Consider the following 22,756-nt stretch of genomic DNA (forward strand, 5'->3'; position numbering starts at 1 on the left):
GCAAACGCTCTCAAGACGTTCTATGCGGAATTTTGTACTAAAACTAGATATCAAGTCAATTAAAGTTCATCCATGCTACTCATTATTATGCGTTTCGCCCCTGGCTCCACCAGTGAAAACGCTGTCCTCGTTGTATTTCAGCTACAGGCCGCACCCTGCCGTCTTGTAGTCCAACTACAGAATTGCGACAAGATCAGCGCGACAACAGGAAGCGCAGCGGCACCTCCACCCGTTCGCGCCAGGCCACCTCGCTGTGGTCGGCGCCGGGGAACACCTGGCTGATCCAGTCCACGCCCGCGCGGTAACCCTTGGCGCGCAGGATGCCGTCCACCTGCTGCTGGTAGGGCGCATAGAGCGCGTCCAGGGTGGCGTCGCCATGGTCGAAGTACAGCTTGTGGCGCCCGGCGCGCGGCAGCTTGCGGGCCAGCCAGTCGAAATAGGCGGCCGCGTAGCGCACCGGGCGCGCATCCTCCTTGTCGAACAGCATGTTGAAGTTGGTGGTGATGGGCCAGTGCGTGGACAGGCAGGCCGCGCCCGCGAACACCTCCGGGTAGCGCGCCAGCGCATACAGCGAGACCAGGCCGCCCATGGACGAGCCCATGATGAAGGTGTCCGCGCGCTCGGGGCTGGTGCGGAAACGCGCGTCGATGGCCGGCTTCAGCTCGTCGACGATGAAGCGCAGGTATTGCTCGGACAAGGTGGGCTGGCCGCCCGGCGTGGGCGGATCGCCCAGCAGCACCGCGCGCAGCTCCGGCGCCAGCGCGTCCACCGCCTGCGCCGGGCCGTATTCGCGCGCCCGGTCGCGCGTGCTGGCGATGCCGACGATGATGGCCGGCCGCACCGCGCCCGTGGCCGCCAGCGCCGCCAGCTGCTTGTGCACTTCCCAGGCTTGGCCGCCCATGGCCGTGGCCGGGTCGAACAGGTTCTGGCCGTCGTGCATATACAGCACCGGGTAGCGCTCGCCCCTGGGGTCGTAGCCGGGCGGCAGCCACACCACCACCTTGCGCGGCGCCACCTGGGCCGAGGGGAAGTCGCCCAGGGAGACAAAACTGCCGCCCCCGCCAGCCTCCTGCGCCCCAGCCAGTGGCGCCACGCCCGCCAGCGCCAGCCCAAGCCCGGCCAATATCACTCGCCGCCCACGTTGCACCATTACACCTCCTGTACCAAAACTAGATTAAAAATTCGGCATTTCCCATGTATTATCTGGTAAATAGCCCATCAAGACGCACTGCGTGTAGCCATACTACGCAATAATAAAACGGAGACGCCCATGAAACGCCTGATCGCCGCTGCCCTGCTGGCCGCCGGCGCCCTGACCGCCACGGCCAAAGACGAGGCGGCCAAAGATTATCGCATCGACCATATGGAGCCGCCGAACTGGTGGGTGGGCATGCGCAGCAAATCCTTGCAGCTGATGGTGCACGGCAAGCAGATCGCCGACCTGGAACCGAGCATCAGCTATCCCGGCGTGCGCATCCGGAAAGTGGCGCGCGTGGCCAACCGCAACTACCTGTTCATCGACCTCGCGCTGGACGACAGCGCAAAGGCCGGCAAGTTCGCGATCCGCTTCGCGAAGGCTGGCAAGGCTGGGCCGGGCGTGAGCTACAGCTACCAGCTGCTCGCGCGCGAGCCCGGCTCGGCCGAGCGCCAGGGCTTCTCGGGCAAGGACGCCATCTACCAGGTGATGCCCGACCGCTTCGCCAACGGCAACCCGGCCAACGACAACAGCCCGCGCCTGGCCGAGAAAGCCGACCGCAGCAAGGGCGGCGGCCGCCACGGCGGCGACCTGCAAGGCATGGAAAACGCGCTCGGCTACATCGCCGCCATGGGCTACACCATGGTCTGGCCCACGCCGCTGGTGGAAAACGACATGCCGGCCTACTCCTACCACGGCTACTCCGCCACCGACCACTACAAGGTGGACCCGCGCTACGGCAGCAACGAAGACTACCGCCGCTTCAGCGCCAAGGCGCGCGCGCAAGGCATCGGCGTGATCCAGGACGTGGTGCTGAACCACATCGGCGGCAAGCACTGGTGGATGCAGGACATGCCGATGCCGGACTGGATCACCTACGGCGGCAAGTACGTGCCCACTCAGCACCACCGGGTGGCCGTGGCCGACCCGTACGGCGCGGCCGAAGACAAGCGCAACTTCACGCAAGGCTGGTTCTCGCCCAACATGCCGGACATGAACCAGGCCAATCCCTACGTGGCCACCTACCTGATCCAGAACAACATCTGGTGGATCGAGTACGCCGGCCTGTCCGGCCTGCGGGTGGACACCTACGGCTATTCGGACGCGGCCTTCCTCAGCAACTGGTCGCGCGCCGTCATGACCGAGTATCCCAACCTGAACCTGGTGGGCGAGGAATGGAGCAGCCAGGTGCCGGTGGTGGCGCGCTGGCAGTACGGCAAGCGCAACCACGACGGCTACGCCTCCTACATGCCCAGCATGATGGACTTCCCGCTCAACGACATGCTGCGCAAGGCGCTGGTCGGCAAGGGCGAAGGCGAGCCCAACCTGACCAACCTGTACGAGACGCTGTCGCAGGACCACCTCTACCCCATGCCGAACAAGCTGGTGCTGTTCGAAGGCAACCACGACATGTCGCGCCTGTTCAGCGAGCTGAAGGGCGACGACGCGCTGTTCCGCATGGCCATCGCCTACGTGCTCACCATGCCGCGCATCCCGCAGCTGTACTACGGCACCGAAATCCAGATGCCCAGCAGCACCGGCGCGCGCGACGACGCCTCCTACCGCCACGACTTCCCCGGCGGCTGGGCCGGCGACCAGGTGAACGCCTTCACCGGCGCCGGGCTGACCGAGCAGCAGCGCAGCGCGCAGGCGTTCATGAAGAAGCTGCTGAACTGGCGCAAGGGCGCCGGCGTGATCCACAACGGCCAGCTGATGCACTACGGCCCCGAGCAGGACACTTACGTCTACTTCCGCTACGACGGCCAGAAGAAGGTGATGGTGGCGCTGAACCGCAACGCCAAGCCGGTCACCCTGCAGACGGCGCGCTTCCACGAAATGCTGTCCGGCGTGCCGGGCGGCACGGACGTCATCAGCGGCAAGCGTTACGCGCTGAGCGGCGAAGTGACGCTGCCGGCACGCACCGCGCTGGTGCTGGAGCTTGAACCGGCCGGCGCCCCCGCCCAAGCCGCCGCAGCGGTGCCGCGCGGCGAACTGCGCATCGTCGAGAATTTCGCCTCGCCGCAATTGGGCAACACCCGCTCGCTGCGCATCTACCTGCCTGCCAGCTACGCCACGCATCCCGAGCGACGCTATCCCGTGCTCTACATGCACGACGGCCAGAACCTGTTCGACGCCAGGACGGCCGCCTACGGCGCCGAATGGGGCATCGACGAAACGGTGGACAAGCTGGTCGCCGAAGGCAAGATGGCCGAGATCATCGTGGTCGGCATCGACAACACCAAGGACCGCATGGACGAATACACGCCCTGCTGCGACGCAAAATACGGCGGCGGCAAGCTGGCCGCCTACGAAAGCTTCCTGGCCGACACGGTCAAGCCCTATGTGGACCGCACGCTGCGCACCAAGCCCGGCAAGGAAGACACCGCCATCATGGGATCATCGCTGGGCGGTATCGCCTCGGTGCTGATCGCGCAACACAGGCCGGACGTATTTTCCAAAGCCGGCGGCGTGTCCAGTTCGTTCTGGTGGAACCAGCGCAACCTGATCGGCAAGCTGCCGGTGGCGCCGGTCAAGTACTACCTCGACGCCGGCACCATCAACGACGGCCTGGAAGACACCGCCCTGATGCGCGCCGTGATGCTGGCGCAAGGCTGGCGCGAAGGCGAAAACCTGTACTACCACGAGGCGGCCGGCGGCATCCACAACGAAAAATCCTGGGCCGCGCGCGTCGACAAACCCCTCACCTGGTTCTTCCCCCCGCGGTAAGCTGCAGCACGCCCTGGCCGTCTTGCAGCTTGAAGATGCTGACGGCTTCGGTGAGGCTTTGCGCCTGCTGCTGCAGCGAGTCCGCCGCTGCGGCGGCTTCCTCGACCAGCGCCGCGTTCTGCTGCGTCACGCTGTCCATCTGGCTGATGGCCATGCTGATCTGCTCGATGCCGTCGCGCTGCTCGCCGCTGGCCAGGGCGATCTCGCCGATGATGGCGTTCACCCGCTCCACGCTGGCCACCACTTCGGACATCGTCACGCCCGCCTGCCCCACCAGCCGGCTGCCCGCTTCCACCCGCGCCACCGAGGTGCCGATCAGTTCCTTGATCTCCCTGGCCGCCGCCGCCGAGCGCTGCGCCAGGTTGCGCACTTCGCTGGCCACCACGGCGAAACCGCGCCCCTGCTCGCCGGCGCGCGCCGCTTCCACCGCCGCGTTCAGCGCCAGGATGTTGGTCTGAAAAGCGATGCCGTCGATCACGCCGATAATATCGACGATCTTGCGCGACGATTCGTTGATCGCCCCCATGGTCGCCACCACCTCGGACACCGTGGCGCCGCCGCGCACCGCCACCTCGGAAGCGGTGTGGGCCAGCTCGCGGGCTTGCCCGGCGTTCTCGTTGTTCTGGCGCACCGTGCTGGTCAGCTCGACCATGGACGAGGCAGTCTCCTCCAGCGAACTGGCTTGCTGCTCGGTGCGCGAGGACAGGTCCAGGTTGCCGGTGGCGATCTCGGCGCTGGCAGTGGCGATGGTGTCGGTGCCGGCGCGCACGCGGCCGACGATGGTGGCCAGGTTGCCGCTCATCTGCTTGAGCGCGGCCAGCAGCTCGCCAACCTCGTCTTGGCGCGTCACTTCCGCCCCGTCCATCCCGCTGCGCAAATCGCCCGCCGCCACCGTCTTGGCGATGCCGATGGCCTGCTTCAGCGGCCGCGTGATGCCGCGTATCAGCCACGTCACCAGCACGCTGCCCAGCGCCAGCGTGGCCAGCAGCATCACCAGCAGCGAGATGCTGGCGCTGCGGTGGGCGGCCTGGTTGTCCACTTCCATTTCCGCCGCCAGCCGGCGCGACTGTTCGCCGATGAACACGACAATGTCGTCTATCTTCCTGGTGGGCGCGCGGTCCATGCCTTTGACCAGGCCGTCCACCAGCTTGGCGCTGTCCGGGTTGGCGGGGTCGTATTGCTTGAGCGCAGCCAGGTAGTTCACGCCCAATTCCTCGTGCATCTTGATGGCCTCGGCCACCAGCGGCGTGGACAGCTGCAGCTTGCCCAGCACGCCGTCCAGCTTGCGCAGCTCGCTCTGCACTTGCTGGCCGGTTTTGACGAAGGCGGCGGAGTAGCGCTTGAGATTCTCGGGATCATTGCCGCGCAGCAGAATGTTCTTCCACTCCTGCACCTGGATCTTGAATTCCACCTGCGAGCTGCGGGCCGTGTCCACCGCTTCCGTCAGCGTGACGCTGCGCTGCATGCCCTCGGCGTTGCGTTCCTTGATGAAATTGAGCGCGTCCCAGCCGACATAGCCGACCACCAGCAGCGCACCGAAGAAGAAGCTGCTGAGCAGACCCAGCCGCACTCCGATCTTGAGATCCGAGAACTTCATGATGATTCCCCCTTGGAAATAATGCAATCCGATGGTCTGCGCCACCTGATTACATCATGTGCTTCCGCAGGGAAAAAGCCAAGAAGAAATAGCGGATGAAAAGTTACGCGGCGCGGAACTCCAGCCGGTAGACGTTGCTGTCCTCGTTCCAGCCTTCCAGCTGGGTGCGGCGGACGAACTGCATGCCCAGCTTGCCCAGCAGCTGGATGGAGGCGTCGTTGTCGGGCGAGGTGATGGCCATCAGGCGCGGCAGGCCCAGCGCGCCGCGCGCATGCGCCACCACGGCGGCAGCGGCCTCGTAGGCGTAGCCGTGGCCCCAGTAGCGCGGCGAAATGGCGTAGCCGATGTCGGTATCCGGCAACACATCGCGCTTGATCAGGCCGCACATGCCCATGGGCACGCCATCGCTGCGGCGCTGCACCAGGTACAGCGAATAGCCCAGGCGTTCATACATGGCCACCGGGCCGTCCAGGATGGCGGTGCGCGCCGCTTCCAGCGTGCGGATGCCGCGGTCGCCGATAAAGCGTATCCACGAGGGTTCGTTCACCAGTTCGAGATAGAAAGGGGCATCGTCGGGGCTGACGGTGCGCAGTTGCAGGCGTTCGGTTTCAATGATCAGCATGAGGTCAGTGCAGCGCGGCCTACAGCGGCCAGTTGTTCGGGTCGTCCAGCAGGCGGTACATCACGTACACGTCCACATAGCCGAGTTTCTGGTGGCGGTAGGCCTTGGGCAGGGTGCCGACGATGGCGAAGCCGAGCTGCTTCCACAGCACCACCGCGGCCACGTTGGTGCTCACCACGTAGTTGAACTGCATGGCCAGGAAGCCGTCCTGCCGCGCCTGCTCCAGGCTGTGCCGGCCCAGCAGCTTGCCCACGCCCACGCCTTGCGCAGCCGGACTCACCATGTAGGACGCGCTGGCCACGTGCGACCCGCGGTCGGCCTGGTTGGTCACCAGGCGGTACATGCCGAGCAGGCGCCCGCCGTTCAGCACGGCCACCCAGGTTTTCGCGCCGGGGCCGTACCAGTAGGCGCGGCAGGCCTCGCGGCTGGCGTCGTCGAACGGGTACTGTTCGCCGGAAGCGAGGATTTCCTTGAAGATGCTCCATACGGCATCGAAATCGGCTTCCGCAATCGGACGGATGTCTATCTCTTTCAAAACGCCCCCAGCTCACTATTTTGATGCATGATTGTCATGTATTTTCGCTGGCGGCGCAATCACGCAACAGCAATTACAGGCGAAAATCGGCCTGTTCCGGGCGGCCCGGCAGGTTCAGCCTGGCCACCGCGCGCGGCGATTCGCTGACGATTTTTCCGCGCCGCATCACCAGCCGGCGCGCCGCGCGCAGGCGGATCGCCTCCACCGGGCTGGCCGCGTCCAGCAGCACCAGGTCGGCGTGGCAGCCCGGCGCCAGGCCGTAGCCGTCCAGGCCCAGTATCCGGGCCGGCGTTTCGGTGACGGCCGCGTAGCAGGCGCGCATGGCGTCCTGGCCGGTCATCTGCGCCACGTGCAAGCCCATGTGCGCCACTTCCAGCATGTCGCCCGAGCCCAGGCTGTACCACGGGTCCATCACGCAGTCGTGGCCGAAGGCGACGTCGACGCCGGCCGCCATCAGTTCCGGCACGCGGGTCATGCCGCGCCGCTTGGGGTAGCTGTCGTGGCGGCCCTGCAGCGTGATGTTGATGAGCGGATTGGCGATGGCCGCCACGCCCGCTTCCTGCATCAGCGGCAGCAGCTTGCTCACGTAATAGTTGTCCATCGAATGCATGGAGGTCAGGTGCGAACCGGCCACGCGGCCGTGCAGGCCGAGGCGGTGGCTGTGCCAGGCCAGCGTTTCGATGTGGCGCGACAGCGGGTCGTCCGATTCGTCGCAATGCATGTCCACGCGCAAGCCCTGCTGCGCCGCGAATTCGCACAGGATGCGCACCGACTCGGCGCCGTCCGCCATGGTGCGCTCGAAGTGCGGGATGCCGCCCACCACGTCCACGCCCATGCCGATGGCGCGCTTCAGGTTGGCCAGCGCGCTGGGGCTGCGCAGCAGGCCGTCCTGCGGGAAGGCCACCAGCTGCATGTCCAGGTAGGGCGCCACGCGGCGCTTCACCTCCAGCAGCGCCTCCACCGCCAGCAGGCGGTCGTCGCACACGTCCACGTGGGTGCGGATGGCCAGCAGGCCGCGCGCCACGGCCCAGTCGCAATAGCGCATGGCGCGCTCGACCAGCGCTTCCTGGGTCAGTTGCGGCTTCAGTTCGCCCCACAGCGCGATGCCCTCGAGCAGCGTGCCGGACTGGTTCACGCGCGGCAGGCCGTAGCTGAGGGTGGCGTCCATGTGGAAGTGGGCGTCGACAAAGGGCGGCGACACCAGGTCGCCGGCGGCGTCGATTTCCTGCGCGCCGCGCACCGGCAGCGCGGCGCCCACGGCGGCGATCTTGCCGCCCGCGATGGCCAGGTCCATGCCGCGCCGGCCGTCGGGCAGGCTGGCGTTCCTGACTACGGTATCCATTACTGCGTCCATCGTGGCTTCCATGCTGTCCCCCAAGGCTGCGATGGCCGATTGTAGGCAGAGGCCGGCCCGCGGCGCAAACACTATCGTCGCGCTGCAGTTTGTGTTGCAGTGCGTCAATACCGTCTTGCAAGCTGCTGAGCTAGCGAAAAAAATAACTTTTCTTCGCCAACAATCGCCGCTAGAATGGATTTTATTGCAGCGCAATATAAACGTTCCCAGGAGAAGTCATGTTTTCGTTCACCGAACAATTTTCCGCCGCCACCGCCACTGCCAAGTCGCAGCTGGACAAGCAAATCAACATCGCCAACGAGTACGCCGCCACGGCCTTCGACGGCGTGCAGCAGATCATTGCCCTGAATGTCAGCGCCACCAAGGCTTCGGTGGAGAAATCGTCGGCCGCCGCCAAGCAGCTGTTCGAAGCCCGGGATCCGGCCGAGTTCTTCAAGCTGAACCCGGTACAGGCGCCCAATCTGGACAACTTCCTGGCCTATGGCCGCGAACTGGCCAGCATCGCCAGCAAGACCCAGGCCGGACTGCTGGAAGTGGTGAAGGAACAGATCAAGGACGTCAGCGCCGCCGGCGCCGACGTGGCCGCCAAGCTGCCGTCGCCTGCCGCCGGCGCGCCGTTTGCCAACCCCTTCCCGAATCCGTTTGCAAAGTTGTTTGAGTTTCCATTCGCCGCCCCGGTTGCAGCCCCGGTGCCCGCGCCAGCAGCCCCCGCAGCGCCTGTAGCCAAGGCGCCGGCCGCTGCCGTGCCGCCGGCGCCGGCGGCTGCGCCTGTCGAGGTCCAGGCTGAAGCCGAGCCCGAACCGGCAGCGCCGGCCACCGTGGTCACGCCGCCGGCCCCGAAAGCCGTGGCCGCCGCCGTGGCCGAAGCGGTGGCGCCGGTGCAGGAAGAGACGCCTGCCGCGGCTGCCGCAAAAACGGGCAAAGCCAAGGCTGCCGCCGCCAAGCCGAACGCCGCCGAATCGATCCCGCTGAAGGCAGGCAAGAAGTAAGCCGCAGTCAACGCGCGGCAAGAACCGCGCAACAAAACGCGCCGCCCTGCAGGGCGGACCTCACTGAGGTATCCTAGCGGGCTTAACGCTGCAAGGATATTCCAATGAGTTTAACGAGGCTGATCGCCGGCTTTGTGCGCCAGCACTGGCCGGCTTATCTTGCCGCCGCCGCCATGCTGGCCGGCGTGGCTTTCCTGAGCATCCTGGTCCCGCGCCGCATCGGCGCGATGATAGACGGCCTGGCCGCGCACACCCTGTCCGGCACCGGCCTGCTGCTGCAGATCGGCGAGCTGCTGCTGATCGGCGCGGCCATCTATTTCCTGCGCGTGGGCTGGCGCTTGCGCCTGTTCGCGGCCGCCTACCAATTGGGCGTGGCGCTGCGCACGCGCTTCTATGCGCGCCTGTCGCTGCAAGGCCCGGCCTTCTACCAGAAACAGCGCACCGGCGACCTGATGGCGCTGGCCACCAACGACATCGACGCCATCGAAATGGCGGCCGGCGAGGCCATGCTGGCCGGCTTCGACGGCACGCTGACCTTGGTGATGGTGCTCGGCATCATGCTGCTGGGCGTGGACTGGCGCCTGGCCACCATCGCCCTGCTGCCCTTCCCGCTGATGGCGCTGGCGTTCTGGCGCATTTCCAGCCACATCCACACCGCCTCCACCGATTCGCTGAAGCGCTTTTCCGCGCTCAACGGCCATGTGCAGGAAACCCTGTCCGGCGTGCGCACGCTGCGCGCGCTGGGCCTGGAACAGCGCAGCAGCCAGCAGTTCGGCGAACTGGCCGGCCACGCCGCCAAGGCCAGCCTGACCGCGCAAGTGTGGGAAGCTGCCTACGAGCCCGCCGTCGGCCTGACCCTGACCGCCGCCACCGGCCTGACCCTGGGCCTGGGCGGCTACCTGGTGTGGCAGGGCGAGCTGACCATCGGCGCGCTGACCGCCTTCAGCATGTACCTGGGCCAGCTGATCTGGCCGATGTTCGCGGCCGGCTGGGTGCTGTCGCTGATCGAACGCGGCCGCGCCGCCTACGCGCGCCTGCAGCCCATGCTGGACGCGCCGCTGGCGGTGGACGACCACGGCAAGATCGCCCAGCTGCCGCCGGGCGAGCTGGTGCTGGACCGGGTGAGCTACGCCTACCCCGGCCAGGCCGCCGGGGCCGAACCGGCGCTGAAGGACATTTCGCTGCGCCTGAAACCGGGCCAGACCCTGGGCCTGGTCGGCCCCACCGGCAGCGGCAAGTCGACCCTGCTGCGCGTGCTGCTGCGCCAGCTCACGCCGCAGCACGGCACGGTGCGCTGGGGCGCGCACACGCTGGACCAGTACACCTTGCGCGCCCTGCGCGCCGCCATCAGCTGGGTGCCGCAGGAGTCCTTCCTGTTCTCGGCCACCATCGCCGACAACATCGCCCTGGCGCGCGAACACGCCAGCCGCGCCGACGTGGAGCACGCCGCCGGCCTGGCCGCCATCCACGACGACATCCTGCTGTTCCCGCAGGGGTACGAAACCGAAGTGGGCGAGAAAGGCATCACGCTGTCCGGCGGCCAGCGCCAGCGCGTGGCCATCGCCCGCGCGCTGCTGGCCAACAACTCGATGCTGCTGCTGGACGACGCCCTGTCGGCGGTGGACACCGGCACTGAAACGCGCATCCTCGAACACCTGGAGGAACTGCGCCGCGCCGGCCACCAAAGCGGCGCCGAGCGCAGCGCCATCATCGCCAGCCACCGCCTGAGCGCGGTGGTCAACGCCGACCTGATCATCGTGCTGCGCGACGGCCGCATCAGCGAAACCGGCACCCACGACCAGCTGCTGGAACAGGACGGCTGGTACGCCAGCCAGTGGCGCTATCAACAACTGGAGGCCAGCCTCGATGCTCTCTAAACCGGACGAAACTTCCGCCCGCAAACAAACCGTACAGGCCATCGGCCTGCTGCACCGCGCCGCGCTGCCGGACCGCCGCCACCTGGGCTGGGCCCTGCTGTGGCTGATCGCCGCCGCCTTCCTCGAAGTGCTGGGCCCGATCGCCGGCAAGGCGCTGATCGACGAGCACCTGCTGCCGCGCCACCTGGACTGGCCGCGCATGGCCACGCTGCTGGCGGCCGTGCTGCTGACCGGCTGGATCGCCAGCGGCCTGCGCTACCTGCAGCTGGTGCGCCTGTCCGGGCTGGCGATGCGCTCGGTGCAGCGCCTGCGCGAGCAGGTCTACGGCCACGTGCTGCGCCTGCCGATGGCCTTCTTCGACCGCGCCATCATCGGCCAGCTGGTGTCGCGCGTGACCAACGACACCGAGGCCGTCAAGACGCTGTACGTGCAGGTGCTGTTCGTCATGCTCGACAGCACCATCGTACTGGTGGGCACCATGATCGCCATGGCCTGGCTGGACTGGCGGCTGATGCTGATCGTGCTGGCGCTGCTGCCGGCGGTGCTGGCCATCGTCTGGCTGTACCAGCGCTGGAGCGCGCCGGCGGTGACCCGCGCGCGCCAGCTGCGCAGCGAGATCAACGGCCAGATGGCCGAGTCCATCGGCGGCATGCCGGTGCTGCAGGCCAACAACGCGGAGGCGCGCTTCGCCGAGCGCTTCGGCAAGACCAACGCCGAGCACTACACCCAGCGCCTGGCCGAGATCCGCGCCAACGCCTGGCTGCTGCGCCCGGCGCTCGACATGCTCAACGTGATCCTGCTGGGCGCCGTCATCTTCGCCTTCGGCCAGCGTGAAATGAGCGCGGCCGAAGTGGGCGTGCTGTACGCCTTCATCAGCTACATCGCGCGCGTGATCGAACCGCTGATCCAGATCACCATGCAGTTCAGCCAGCTGCAGCAGTCGGTGGTGGCCACCGCCCGCGTGTCGGCGCTGCTGGACGAGCCGGTGGCCGACGAGCACGCCGCCGCGCAGGGTGGCGCGCAGGCAGAACCCGGCATGCGGGCCGGCGTGCCCGCGGTGTCGATACGCCACCTGAGCTTCGCCTACAACGAAGAGCAGACCGTGCTGCACGACCTGTCGCTCGACATCCCGCAGGGCGGCTTCTTCGGCATCGTCGGCCACACCGGCAGCGGCAAATCCACCCTGCTGTCGCTGATGCTGCGCTATTACCCGGTCAAGCACGGCAGCATCGCCATCCTGGGCGAAGCGCTGGCCGGCATCCCCAACGAGCGCTTCCGCGCCGAAGTGGGCCTGGTGCCGCAAGACCCCTTCCTGCTGGCCGCCTCGGCGCGCGAGAACATCGACATGGGACGCGGCCTGTCCGACGCCGACATCGAAGCGGCCGCGCGCGCGGCCCACGCGCACGGCTTCATCGCCGCGCTGGAACACGGCTATGCCACCGAGCTGGGCGAAGGCGGCTCGCGCCTGTCCAGCGGCCAGAAGCAGCTGATCGCCATCGCCCGCGCGCTGGCCGGCAAGCCGCGCATCCTGCTGCTGGACGAAGCGACCTCGCGCATCGACAGCCAGACCGAGCAGGTAGTGCAGACCGCGCTCGACGAGTTGCGCGGGCGCGTCACCATTATCGCCATCGCGCACCGCCTGTCCACCATCCGCGACGCCGACCGCATCGTGGTGCTGAACCACGGCCGCATCGCCGAGGCCGGCGCGCACGAGGAACTGATGCAGATCGAGGGCGGCCTGTACCAGCGCCTGTACCTGCTGCAGCAGCTGGCCGTGTAGCTTGTCTGTTTGCCGGTAGCACCAAAGGACACATTCCTTTGGCGCCGGCATGGCAGAGCGGCGGCGGCCGCCGAAAGCCTGCAGGAACAAGCCCATGCGCTGTCGCGCGCGGTGAGCATGTTCCATCTGCGCAGCAGCGCGCCCGGGCGCCTTGCAAATACGGCAATAACTGTGCGATTTTGGAGAATATCTCCCCGAAATCGCTGATTTCTCGCCTGCAACAAGAATATAATTGTCCAGACATCTTGCGGTGCACATACAAGGACAACACGTTGGCTGGCTTGAGGAATAAGTCGATTTCGCGCGGCATACGCTTGCTGGCGGCCAGTTGCGTCCTGGTGCCCGCGCTGGCCTGGAGCCAGTCGGCCATGGACGCCAGCATCGCCGAGATCCGCGACCAGGTGCGCTACGTGCCCGACAAGGCCCTGGTCCAGCTGCAGAAGATGGAAGCGGCCGCGCGCGCCGCGCCGGCGCCCACCAAGGCCGAATTCCTGGCCCAGCTCAGTTCCGCCTGGCGCTCGCTGGGCCAGCTCGAGACGGCGCTGCTGCTGTCGGAAGAACTGATCGCCTTCGGCCGCGCCCAGAACAGCCAGGCCATCCTGGCCAAGGGCCTGCTCACCAAGGCCTATGTGCTGTCCTCGATGGCTGAAAGCAAAGCCTCGCACCAGCTGGCCTTCGAGGCCGAAAAGCTGGCCAACGGCGCCGACGACCTAGCGCTGCGGGTGCAGGCCACCATCACCTCCGGCCAATCCTACGCCGAGCAGGGCAACTTCGCCGCCGCGCTGGGCAAGCTGCAGGTCGCGGTCGACCTAGGCCGCCAGCTGGACGACCTGGTGCCGCTGGCGCAAGCGCTCAACGCGCTGGCCCTGCTCTACACGCAGATGAAGGAATACGACAAGGGCTGGGAAGTGCTGGACGAATCGGTGCGGGTGGCCGAAAAGCTCAACTCCCCGGGCCGGCTGGCCACCGCCAAGGGCACCGAATACGGCCTGGCGATCGACTCGCAACAGCCCAAGCGCGCGCTGGCCGCGCTGCAGGCCGGGCTGGAGGTGGCGCGCAAGATGGGCGCCAAGACGCTCACCGCCAACACCCTGGTCAACCTGTCGGACAGCTACCTGAAGGAGCACGACTTCGCGCGCGCGCAGCGCTACGCCACCGAAGCGCTGGCGGCGTCGGCCGAAACGCGCGACGCCGGCACGCGCGCCACGGCGCTGGTCAACCTGGGCCAGGCGCACCTGGGGCTGGGCCACCTGGCCGAAGGCAAGAAGCACTTCGACGCCGGCCTGCTGTACTACGAAAAAACCGGCGACCAGCCCGAGCTGCAGGTGATCCTGAAGGAATACGGCCAGGCGCTCGAGCGCGCCGGCGACCTGCGCGGCGCCGTGTCGGCCTACCACCGCGAGCGCGCCATCTCGGAAGCCATGTTCGAGCAGGAGCGGCAAAAGGCGGTCTACGAAATGCAGGAAAAATACGAGACCGAAAAGAAGCAGCGCCAGATCGAGCTGCTGAGCCGCGAAAACCAGGTCAAGAGCGCCGAGCTGGACAACCGGCGCCTGCAGCAGCGCGTGTGGTGGCTGCTGGCCGTGGTGTTCGCGCTGGCCGCCGTGATCGTCGGCCTGCTGTACCGCAAGGTGCGGCACGCCAACGCCCAGCTGGAAGTGAAGAACCTGGAACTGAAGGCGCAAAGCTCGCTCGACCCGCTGACCTCGCTCTACAACCGGCGCCACTTCCAGGAATTCATGCGCACCCACCACCACGTGGACAAGCGCGGCCCGGCCGGCGAAGACATCGTCGGCGCCCTGTTCCTGCTGGACGTGGACCACTTCAAGCACGTCAACGACACCTACGGCCACGCGGCCGGCGACGTGGTGCTGAAGATGATCGCCGCCACCCTGCGCGAAGCGCTGCGCGAGACCGACATGATCGTGCGTTGGGGCGGCGAGGAATTCCTGGCCTTCCTGCCGGCGATACCGCGCAGCGGCGTGGAAGAGATCGCGCGCCGCATCCTGCTGAGCATTTCCTCGCAGCAGATCGAATACCAGAACCACCGCTTCGGCGTGAACGTGTCGGTGGGCTTCGCGCCGTTCCCGCTGGTGCCGGCGGAGACGGCGCTGCCGTGGGAACGGGCGGTCAACCTGGTGGACATGGCGCTCTACCTGGCCAAGGCCCACGGCCGCAACCGCGCCTACGGTGTGCGCGGCTTCGACCGTTTCCACCAGACCTCGATGGAAGCCATCGAGCAAGACCTGGAACGGGCCTGGCGCGCCGGCTTCGTCGAGCTCAGCGTGGTGCTGGGCGGCGCCCCCGAAGCGCCCCCGCCGCCGGGCGAGCACAGCAACGTCGTGCCCCTCAAACCCGCCATCAAGTTGTAAAACCCCCAAATGGGGTCAGGGTTAATTAATTTTGCAACTAATTGCGCTACAGATAATTAACCCTGACCCCATTTTGGGGTAAAGCAACTCTTGGGGAGGCGCGCTTATTTGTCGCGGGCTTCGCGCGCCGATTCCTGGATTTTTTCGCCGGCTTTCTCGATCTTGCGGCCGGCTTCTTCCGTGGCTTCGTTCAGCTTTTCGCTGGTCTTCTTGGCCGCTTCGCTGAGCTGCTCGTTGGTTTCGCGCGCGGCCTGGGTCAGCTCGGCGCCGGCCTTCTGCGTCACTTCGTCCAGCTTGCGCCCAGCCTGCTCGGCGGGACCGGCTTCGGGCTGTTTCTGGCATCCGGTCAGGCTGGCGACCACGATGGCCACCGCCAACGCGGCGTAAAATAAATTTCTTGGTTTCATGATTGTTCTCCTAACGAACCCAGCATACACCTGGGCAAGTAAAACACGATTGACATCAATGTAACAAATCCTGACAATAGCACGAGCGTTCACTTTTTTAAAGGAAGCCGTCATGGATAAGCTAGCCTCGCAGCCAGCCGCACAGCCCGCCAGCACCGCCCGCCGCATCTGCCCATTCTGCGAGGCCAGCTGCGGCCTCGAAGTGGAACTCCAGCAAGACCGCGTGCTGCGCGTGCGGGGCGACGAGGCCGACGTGTTCAGCGCCGGTTTCCTGTGCCCCAAGGCGGTCGGCCTGAAAGACCTGCACGAGGACGGCGACCGCCTGCGCACCCCGCTCATCAAGCGCGACGGCGTCTTCGTGCCGGCCAGCTGGGAAGAAGCGTATGCCGAAATCGAACGCCGCCTGCTGCCCATCATCGAACGCGACGGCGCCAATGCCGTAGCCACTGTACTGGGCAATCCGGTGTCGCACAAAATGAGCTTGATGCTTTACTTCCCGAAACTGGCTAAAGCGTTGTCCACGCGCAACATGTATTCGGCGTCCAGCGTCGACCAGGTGCCGAAAATGCTGTCGGTGGGGCTGATGTACGGTTCCTGGCTGTCGGTGCCGGTGCCCGACATCGAGCGCGCGCAATTCCTGCTGATCCTCGGCGCCAACCCCATGGTGTCGAACGGCAGCCTGTGGACCGTGCCCGATTTCCGCGGCAAGGCCAAGGCGCTGCGCGCGCGCGGCGGCAAGATCGTGGTGCTGGACCCGCGCCGCACCGAAACGGCCGCCGTGGCCGACGAGCACCACTTCATCCGCCCCGGCGGCGACGTGTTCTTCCTGCTGGGCCTGGTGCACGCGCTGTTCGACGAGAACCTGGTCAAGCTGGGCCGCCTGGCCGAACACGTGGCGGGCATGGAAGCGTTGCAGGCCGCCGTGCTCGGCTATGCGCCGGAGGCGGTGGCGGCGCGCTGCGGCATCGCCGCGTCCACCATGCGCGACCTGGCGCGCACCTTGGCGTCCACCGGGCACGCGGCGGTGTACGGCCGCATCGGCACCTGCACCCAGCAGTACGGCACCCTGGCCTCGTGGCTGATCGACGTGGTCAACATCCTCACCGGCCACCTGGACCAGGAAGGCGGCATGATGTTCCCGAAAGCGGCCGCCTTCGCCGCGAACACGCGCGGCAAGCCGGGCAGCGGGCGCGGCGTGACCAGCGGGCGCTACCGCAGCCGGGTGTCGGGCGCGCCGGAGGTGGCGGGCGAGCTGCCCATCACCTGCCTGGCCGAGGAGATCGATACGCCCGGCCCCGGCCAGGTGAAGGCGCTGATCGCCATCGCCGGCAACCCGGTGCTGTCGGCGCCCAACGGCCCGCGCCTGGCGGCCGCGCTGGAGCAGCTGGAATTCATGCTCAGCATGGACATTTACCTGAACGAAACCTCGCGCCACGCGGACGTGATCCTGCCCGGCGTGTCGCCGCTGGAGGACGCGCACTACGACGTGACCTTCACCCAGTTCTCGCACCGCAACCACGCGCGCTACAGCCCGCCGGTGCTGGCGCGCAGCGGCGGCCAGCCGGACGAGTGGGAAACCCTGCTGCGCCTCGCGGCCATCGTCAAGGGCCTGGGCGCGGGCGCCGACATCGATGCGCTGGACGACGCGCTGCTGCGCGAGGAACTGGAAAAGTCCGTCGGCCCGCTGGCCGACACGGTGCTGGGCATGCTGGCGCCGCAGCGCGGCGTGCAGCGCCTGCTGGACCTGGGCCTGCGCAGCGGCCCGTATGGCGACCAGTTCGGCCGCGCGCCGGGCGAGCTGACGCTGGCCAAGATCCAGGCCGCGCCGTCCGGCATCGACCTGGGCCCGATGACGCAGCGCATCCCCGAAGCGCTGCGCACGCCGTCCGGCAAGATCGAGCTGGCGCCGCAGATGCTGCTGGACGACCTGGCGCGGGTGGCGGCCGACCTGGCCTCGCCGGCGGCGGAGCTGGTCATCATCGGCCGCCGCCAGCTGCGTTCGAACAACAGCTGGATGCACAACCTGCCGGTGCTGGCCAAGGGCGCCTACCGCTGCACGGCGCTGGTGCACCCGGACGACGCGGCGCGCCTGCGGCTGGTGGACGGCGGCCAGGCCACCATGCGCAACGGCGCGCGCCAGATCGTGGTGCAGGTGGAAGTGAGCGGCGAGATGATGCCGGGCGTGGTCAGCCTGCCGCACGGCTGGGGCCACAACCTGCCCGGCACGCAGATGGGCGTGGCGGCCGAACGGCCGGGCGTCAACCTGAACGTGCTGCTGGACGAGAACCTGCGCGACCCGCTGTCGGGCAACGCGGTGCTGTCCGGCGTGGCGATCGAAATGGCGCCGGCGTAGCCGGGGAGTGACTTGCAAGCACGAGTGAAAAGCGTGATATTTGAATAGTTTTGCGGGAAACAAAGCTTGCTAAACTGTTTAACATCTCCACCCCATCCCCGTGGCAGCCATGACTAATCTCGACAAGCGGAAAGCCGCCCTGCAACTGCTGCGGCGCACTTCCATGAAACCCGGCAATTTCGAGCCGCCGGCGCTGCGCCTGCTGTGGCGCATGGGGGTGGGCGCGCGCCCGCCGCACTTTTGCAGCTTCCTGTACAACGCGCTGTTCAGCGGCGGACTGTTCGCCCTGGTCTGGGGCGGCTGCATGTGGCTGACGCTGTGGCGCGGCGACCATGCGCCGCTGCGCGCCGTCACCGTGGCCGCGCTGACCGGCCTGGCCTACGGCCTGCTCATGGCCGGCTACTACGCCTACGGCAAGCGCGTGCACGCGCTGCCCTCGTGGGACGAACTGGACGCCCATCCGGCAACGGCGGACAGCGCCATGCCCTACGCCCCGCTTCCGCGCTGATCCCGATTCCAAGGCCGATCCACCCGGATCGGCTTTTTTCTTTGCACAGTGTATTAATGTAGTGATACACTAATTCGCATGAACTTCGACATCGCCCCCACCTCCCCCGTCCCGATCTACCGGCAGATCGTGGAGCAGGTGCGCCGCCTGGTGGCCAGCGGACAGCTCAAGCCGGGCGGCGAGCTGCCGTCGGTGCGCGCGGTGGCGCAGCACCATGCGATCAATCCCATGACCGTCAGCAAGGCCTACAGCCTGCTGGAAGCCGAAGGCCTGCTGGCGCGCCGGCGCGGCCTGGGCATGGTGATCGCCGACGCGCAGCCCGCTTCCACGCAGCAGGACAAGGCGGCCATGCTGCAGCCGGCGCTGCAGGCGGCCGCGCAAATGGCGCGCCAGCTCGGCATAGCACCGGCCGACGCCCTCAAACTGTTTGAACAGTGCCTCCACGACTCTCCCGTAAAGGAAAACCATGACTGACTCCGTCATCCGCGCCAGTGGCCTCACGCTGCGCCGCAAGCAGCTCGACGTGCTGCACGATATTTCCTTCGACATCCCGGCCGGCGCCGTGGTCGGCCTGGTGGGCCGCAACGGCGCCGGCAAGTCCACGCTGCTGCAATGCCTGGCCGGCCTGGCCGCGCCGGACGCCGGCCACAGCGAACTGCTGGGCTGTCCTTCGCTGGACCTGAGCGACGCGGTGCGCGAACGCCTGGGCTACGTGGCGCAGACGCCGGACCTGTTCGGCTGGATGAGCGTGCAAGAACACCTGCAAACCATCGGCCGCGCCTATCCGCGCTGGAACGAGGAACGCTGCCTGGCGCTGGCGCTGAGGCTGGACCTGCCGCTGTCCACCAGCGTGGGCAAGCTGTCCGGCGGCGACCAGCAGAAGCTGTCGGTGGTGCTGGCCCTGGCGCACGATCCCGACGTGCTGCTGTTCGACGAACCGGTGGCCAGCCTGGACCCGCTCACGCGGCGCGAATTCATGCGCGCCATTTTCAGCGGCGGCGAACCGGAGCGCGAGCGCACCATCCTGATTTCCAGCCATATCCTGAGCGACCTGGAACGCGTGGTGTCGCACGTGGCCTTCATCCGCGAGGGCCGCCTGCAGGCCTACGACAGCTGGGACGCGATGCTGGAGCACTACCGCCTGGCGCCGCCAGGCAGCGAAGCGCCCGCCGGCGCGGTGCTGTGGCGCAGCCGCGCCAGCGGCCAGGTGCTGGTCGACAGCCGCCGCGCGCCGCACCTGGCCGACGCCGGCCGCGCGCTGGCGCTGGATGAACTGTTCATGGAATTGAACACATGAAAACCGCCCCCCTCGCCGTGGTGCCGCCGCTGACTGCGACCACCGCCAAGATCATGCTGGCCTGCCTGGGCGTGTACTGGGTCAGCCTGCTGACGGTATCGGGCAGCCCGGGCGGCGGCGCCGACACCGCCATCAAGATCATGCTGGGCGCCGGCTGCGTGTTCCTGGTGCTGGTTGCCCACTACCATGCGCAGGGGCTGCGCGACGCGGTCCGCGTGCTTGGCGCGCAGCGCGCGCCCGCGGCCCTGTGGCGCGCCTGGCTGCGCAGCTGGCTGATTACCGTCACCCGCTACTGGGCAGCGGTCAGCACCGGCGCCGCCGTGCAGCTGGCCATGCCGGCATCCAGCACCTTCTGGCTGGCGGGTCCGGCGCTGCTGTCGCTGCTGCTGTGCTTTGCCGCGCTGCACGCCATGGCGCAGGCGGGCCTGGCGCCGCCCGCCTGGCGGCGCGCCGCAAAGCCGGCGGCATTGGGCGCCATCCTGTACCTGGCGCTGGGCAGCGGCGCCGGTGCCGCGCTGGCCTGGTTCGCCGCGCTGCCCGCCGCGCTGCTGCTGGCCTTCACGCTGGCATGGCCTGCGCTGGCCTGGGCCGCATGGCGGCGCCACGGCGGCAAGCTGCCGGCCTATGCCAGCGTGGCGCCGGCGGCCCGGCGCAGCAACCGCGCCGCCGCTTTCATGAAGCGCTACACGGTGCTGCAATGGCAGCCGCAGGCTCCGGCGGAGGATGACGCGCCGCAGGCCGCAGGTCCATTGCACAAAGTGGCGATGCTGATGAACGGCGAGATCCTGTTCTACGTCATCCTGCTGCAACTGCTCACCGTGCACTGGAACAGCCCGGCCACGCCGCTGCGCGCCATCGGCCTGTTCTTCGTCTGCATGATGACCACAGGTAAGCTGGGTGTGCGCGACCTGCACTGGCGCGGGCTGCTGCTGCCCGGCGGCTTGCAGCGCAAGCGCATCGGCACGCACATCCTGCTGTCCACGCTGACGTTCCAGGCGGCCGCCATGCTGCTGGTGGCCGCCGTCTACCTGGCGGCGCGGATCGGCCTGGGCGCCGCGCCGGCGGAAGCGCTCGCAAACGTGCTGAATGTCGCCATCCTGCCGCTGGAACTGGTGTTCATCACCAGCGCGGCGGTGCTGGTGCGGACGCTGCGCCCGCTCGCGCTGGCCGTGCTGGTGGCCGCCGCCGTGGCCGCCGGGCTGGGTGCGCTGTATGTTGGGCACGAGACGCTCAGCTGGACCATCGGCCCCGGCTACGTGCTGTTCCTGGCCGCCGGCGCGGCCGCATGCACCTGGCTTGCCAACCGCCGCTGGACGCCCGAAAAACTGCTGCGCAATGCGCAGCCCCAAGGAGTATTCGCTTGACGCCTATCCACATGACAGCGCCCGCTGTCAAAAAACCAAAGACACCCTCCATCGTGATCGTGCCGCTGGTGCAGTGCAGGCCCTCGTGATGAACGCGGAGTTTGCTGCGCAGCCCGGCGGCGCGCAGGATGCTGTCCTACCTGAAGCAGCCCGCCGCTCCCGACCCGCGTTTGAACCGCTGCACTGCAGGCGGCGGCTGGACGCGGCGGGGCGGGTGGCCTAGAGTCCGGGTATGCTCCACACCACCACCCTGCGCCTGATCCTGGGCGACCAGCTCAACCCGGAACACAGCTGGTTCCGGCATCGGCACGACGACGTCCTCTACGTGATGATGGAAGTGCGGCAGGAAACCGACTACGTGCTGCACCACGCGCAAAAGATCATCGCCATCTTCGCCGGCATGCGCGAGCTGGCGCGCCAGCTGCGCGCGCAGGGCCACCGCGTGCACTACCTGAAGATCGGCGACGCCGCCAACCGCCAGTCGCTGCCCTCCAACCTGGACCACGCCATCGAGCAGTTCGGCGCCAGCGAATTCGAGTACCAGATGCCGGACGAGTGGCGCCTGGATGAGCAGCTGGCGCGTTATGCGCGCAACCTGCCCATCCCCAGCCGCATGGTGGACAGCGAACACTTCTACACCCGGCACGACGAGGCTGCCCAGCTGTTCGAGAGCCGCAAGCAATGGCTGATGGAGCACTTTTACCGCGCCATGCGCGTCCAGCACGGCGTGCTGATGGACGCGGCGGGCAAGCCCGAAGGCGGCAAGTGGAATTACGACCACGATAACCGCAAGTCCTGGCCCGGCACGCCGGCGCAGCCTGAAGACTTCCGCCCATGCCACGACCACTCGGCGCTGTGGCGCGAGATCGAGGCGTCCGGCCCGCGCAGCTTCGGCGAGCCGCACGCGGCGCAGTTCAGATGGCCGCGGAACCGGCAGGAAGCCTTGCAGCAGCTGGATGGCTTTGTAGCGCATGCGCTGCCGCACTTCGGCGAATTCCAGGACGCGATGAGCAGCCACGCTTCGCGGCTGTTTCATTCGCTGCTGTCGTTTGCGCTCAACACCAAGATGCTCAATCCGCGCGAAGTGGTGGACGCGGTGCAGCGGGCGTGGCGCGCGGGCCGTGTGCCGCTGGCGTCGGCCGAAGGCTATATCCGGCAGATTCTGGGCTGGCGCGAGTATGTGCGCGGCGTGTACTGGAGCCGGATGCCCGACTATGCGCAGCAGAACGTGTTCGGGCATGCGCTGCCGCTGCCGCAGTGGTTCTGGACCGGCCGCACCGGCATGCGTTGCGTGGCCAGCGCCATCGGCGACTCCCTGCAGCACGCGCATGCGCACCACATCCACCGGCTGATGGTGATCGGGAATTTCGCGCTGTTGGCGGGGCTCGATCCGCAGCAGGTGCATGAGTGGTATCTGGGCGTGTATATCGACGCGTTCGAGTGGGTGGAGCTGCCCAACACGCTGGGCATGAGCCAGTTCGCCGACGGCGGCCTGTTAGCCACCAAGCCTTACGTTTCCAGCGCCGCTTACATCGACCGCATGAGCGACTATTGCAAGGGCTGCCGCTATGACAGGAAAGCGCGCATCGGAGAAACGGCCTGCCCGTTCAATGCGCTGTACTGGGATTTTTTCGCGCGCAATGAAGCCACGCTGGCGGGCAATCCGCGCATCGGCATGGTGTATCCGCAGTTGCGCAAGATGGAGCCGGCCGCCGTGCAGGCGCTGCGCGCGCAGGCGGATGCGCTGCGCGGCAGGCTGGACGAGCTGTAGCGCCGGCG

The 22,756-nt window shown here is 67.4% G+C and carries 17 protein-coding genes; 11 read left to right on the forward strand and 6 right to left on the reverse strand.

The window, feature by feature from the left end; all coding sequences use genetic code 11:
* Nucleotides 1–193: 193 nt before the first annotated feature.
* Nucleotides 194–1,150 carry an alpha/beta hydrolase gene (locus AC56DV_RS02730; RefSeq protein WP_496312761.1) on the reverse strand — a complete coding sequence of 319 codons (957 nt, stop codon included), beginning with the start codon at nt 1,148–1,150 and terminating at the stop codon, nt 194–196.
* 120 nt (nt 1,151–1,270) lie between these two features.
* Here AC56DV_RS02730 and AC56DV_RS02735 point away from each other — a divergent pair, with 120 nt between their 5' ends.
* Nucleotides 1,271–3,922 (forward strand): alpha-amylase family glycosyl hydrolase, encoded by a 2,652-nt coding sequence (locus AC56DV_RS02735; protein WP_496312762.1) that lies wholly within the window; start codon nt 1,271–1,273, stop codon nt 3,920–3,922.
* Here the strand turns inward: AC56DV_RS02735 and AC56DV_RS02740 are convergent.
* The 4 genes from AC56DV_RS02740 to AC56DV_RS02755 form a co-directional block, all read right to left on the reverse strand.
* Nucleotides 3,897–5,519 (reverse strand): methyl-accepting chemotaxis protein, encoded by a 1,623-nt coding sequence (locus tag AC56DV_RS02740; protein ID WP_496312763.1) that lies wholly within the window; start codon nt 5,517–5,519, stop codon nt 3,897–3,899. The genes AC56DV_RS02735 and AC56DV_RS02740 overlap by 26 nt on opposite strands.
* A gap of 103 nt (nt 5,520–5,622) precedes the next feature.
* Nucleotides 5,623–6,141 carry a GNAT family N-acetyltransferase gene (locus AC56DV_RS02745; RefSeq protein ID WP_496312764.1) on the reverse strand — a complete coding sequence of 173 codons (519 nt, stop codon included), beginning with the start codon at nt 6,139–6,141 and terminating at the stop codon, nt 5,623–5,625.
* Between the two features lie 19 nt (nt 6,142–6,160).
* Nucleotides 6,161–6,676, reverse strand: coding sequence for a GNAT family N-acetyltransferase (locus AC56DV_RS02750; protein ID WP_496312765.1), 516 nt, complete (start codon nt 6,674–6,676; stop codon nt 6,161–6,163).
* 73 nt (nt 6,677–6,749) lie between these two features.
* Nucleotides 6,750–8,018 (reverse strand): amidohydrolase family protein, encoded by a 1,269-nt coding sequence (locus AC56DV_RS02755; protein WP_496312766.1) that lies wholly within the window; start codon nt 8,016–8,018, stop codon nt 6,750–6,752.
* Nucleotides 8,019–8,248: 230 nt separating this feature from the next.
* Between AC56DV_RS02755 and AC56DV_RS02760 the strand changes: the two genes are divergently transcribed.
* The 4 genes from AC56DV_RS02760 (at nt 8,249) to AC56DV_RS02775 (ending at nt 15,048) form a co-directional block, all read left to right on the forward strand.
* The gene (locus tag AC56DV_RS02760) at nt 8,249–9,019 is read left to right on the forward strand and encodes a phasin family protein (RefSeq protein ID WP_496312767.1); all 771 of its coding nucleotides are present in this window, start codon (nt 8,249–8,251) and stop codon (nt 9,017–9,019) included.
* A 104-nt stretch (nt 9,020–9,123) separates the two neighbouring features.
* Complete coding sequence (locus AC56DV_RS02765; RefSeq protein ID WP_496312768.1) at nt 9,124–10,896, forward strand: ABC transporter ATP-binding protein; 1,773 nt, start codon at nt 9,124–9,126, stop codon at nt 10,894–10,896.
* Nucleotides 10,886–12,676, forward strand: a complete 1,791-nt coding sequence (locus AC56DV_RS02770) for an ABC transporter ATP-binding protein (RefSeq protein ID WP_496312769.1) — start codon at nt 10,886–10,888, stop codon at nt 12,674–12,676. The genes AC56DV_RS02765 and AC56DV_RS02770 overlap by 11 nt, the downstream gene beginning before the upstream one ends.
* Before the next feature lie 272 nt (nt 12,677–12,948).
* Nucleotides 12,949–15,048, forward strand: coding sequence for a GGDEF domain-containing protein (locus AC56DV_RS02775; RefSeq protein ID WP_496312770.1), 2,100 nt, complete (start codon nt 12,949–12,951; stop codon nt 15,046–15,048).
* Between the two features lie 104 nt (nt 15,049–15,152).
* Here AC56DV_RS02775 and AC56DV_RS02780 read toward each other — a convergent pair whose 3' ends face one another.
* Nucleotides 15,153–15,455 (reverse strand): apolipophorin, encoded by a 303-nt coding sequence (locus tag AC56DV_RS02780; protein WP_496312771.1) that lies wholly within the window; start codon nt 15,453–15,455, stop codon nt 15,153–15,155.
* Nucleotides 15,456–15,567: 112 nt separating this feature from the next.
* Here AC56DV_RS02780 and AC56DV_RS02785 point away from each other — a divergent pair, with 112 nt between their 5' ends.
* The 6 genes from AC56DV_RS02785 (at nt 15,568) to AC56DV_RS02810 (ending at nt 22,748) form a co-directional block, all read left to right on the forward strand.
* Nucleotides 15,568–17,808, forward strand: coding sequence for a molybdopterin-dependent oxidoreductase (locus AC56DV_RS02785; protein WP_496312772.1), 2,241 nt, complete (start codon nt 15,568–15,570; stop codon nt 17,806–17,808).
* A gap of 109 nt (nt 17,809–17,917) precedes the next feature.
* Complete coding sequence (locus tag AC56DV_RS02790; RefSeq protein ID WP_496312773.1) at nt 17,918–18,316, forward strand: DUF6404 family protein; 399 nt, start codon at nt 17,918–17,920, stop codon at nt 18,314–18,316.
* Between the two features lie 78 nt (nt 18,317–18,394).
* A complete protein-coding gene (locus AC56DV_RS02795; protein WP_496312774.1) occupies nt 18,395–18,790 on the forward strand; it encodes a GntR family transcriptional regulator in 396 nt (131 codons plus the stop codon).
* Nucleotides 18,783–19,613: an ABC transporter ATP-binding protein gene (locus AC56DV_RS02800; protein WP_496312775.1), complete on the forward strand. Its 831-nt coding sequence runs from the start codon at nt 18,783–18,785 to the stop codon at nt 19,611–19,613. Before AC56DV_RS02795 ends, AC56DV_RS02800 begins: the two co-directional genes overlap by 8 nt.
* On the forward strand, nt 19,610–20,977 hold the full coding sequence (locus AC56DV_RS02805) for a hypothetical protein (protein ID WP_496312776.1): 1,368 nt from the start codon (nt 19,610–19,612) through the stop codon (nt 20,975–20,977). Before AC56DV_RS02800 ends, AC56DV_RS02805 begins: the two co-directional genes overlap by 4 nt.
* Nucleotides 20,978–21,209: 232 nt before the next feature.
* On the forward strand, nt 21,210–22,748 hold the full coding sequence (locus tag AC56DV_RS02810) for a cryptochrome/photolyase family protein (RefSeq protein ID WP_496312777.1): 1,539 nt from the start codon (nt 21,210–21,212) through the stop codon (nt 22,746–22,748).
* Nucleotides 22,749–22,756 lie beyond the last annotated feature (8 nt).

It is taken from the genome of Massilia sp. BGA-UO-ETr-WB1 (assembly GCF_059567845.1).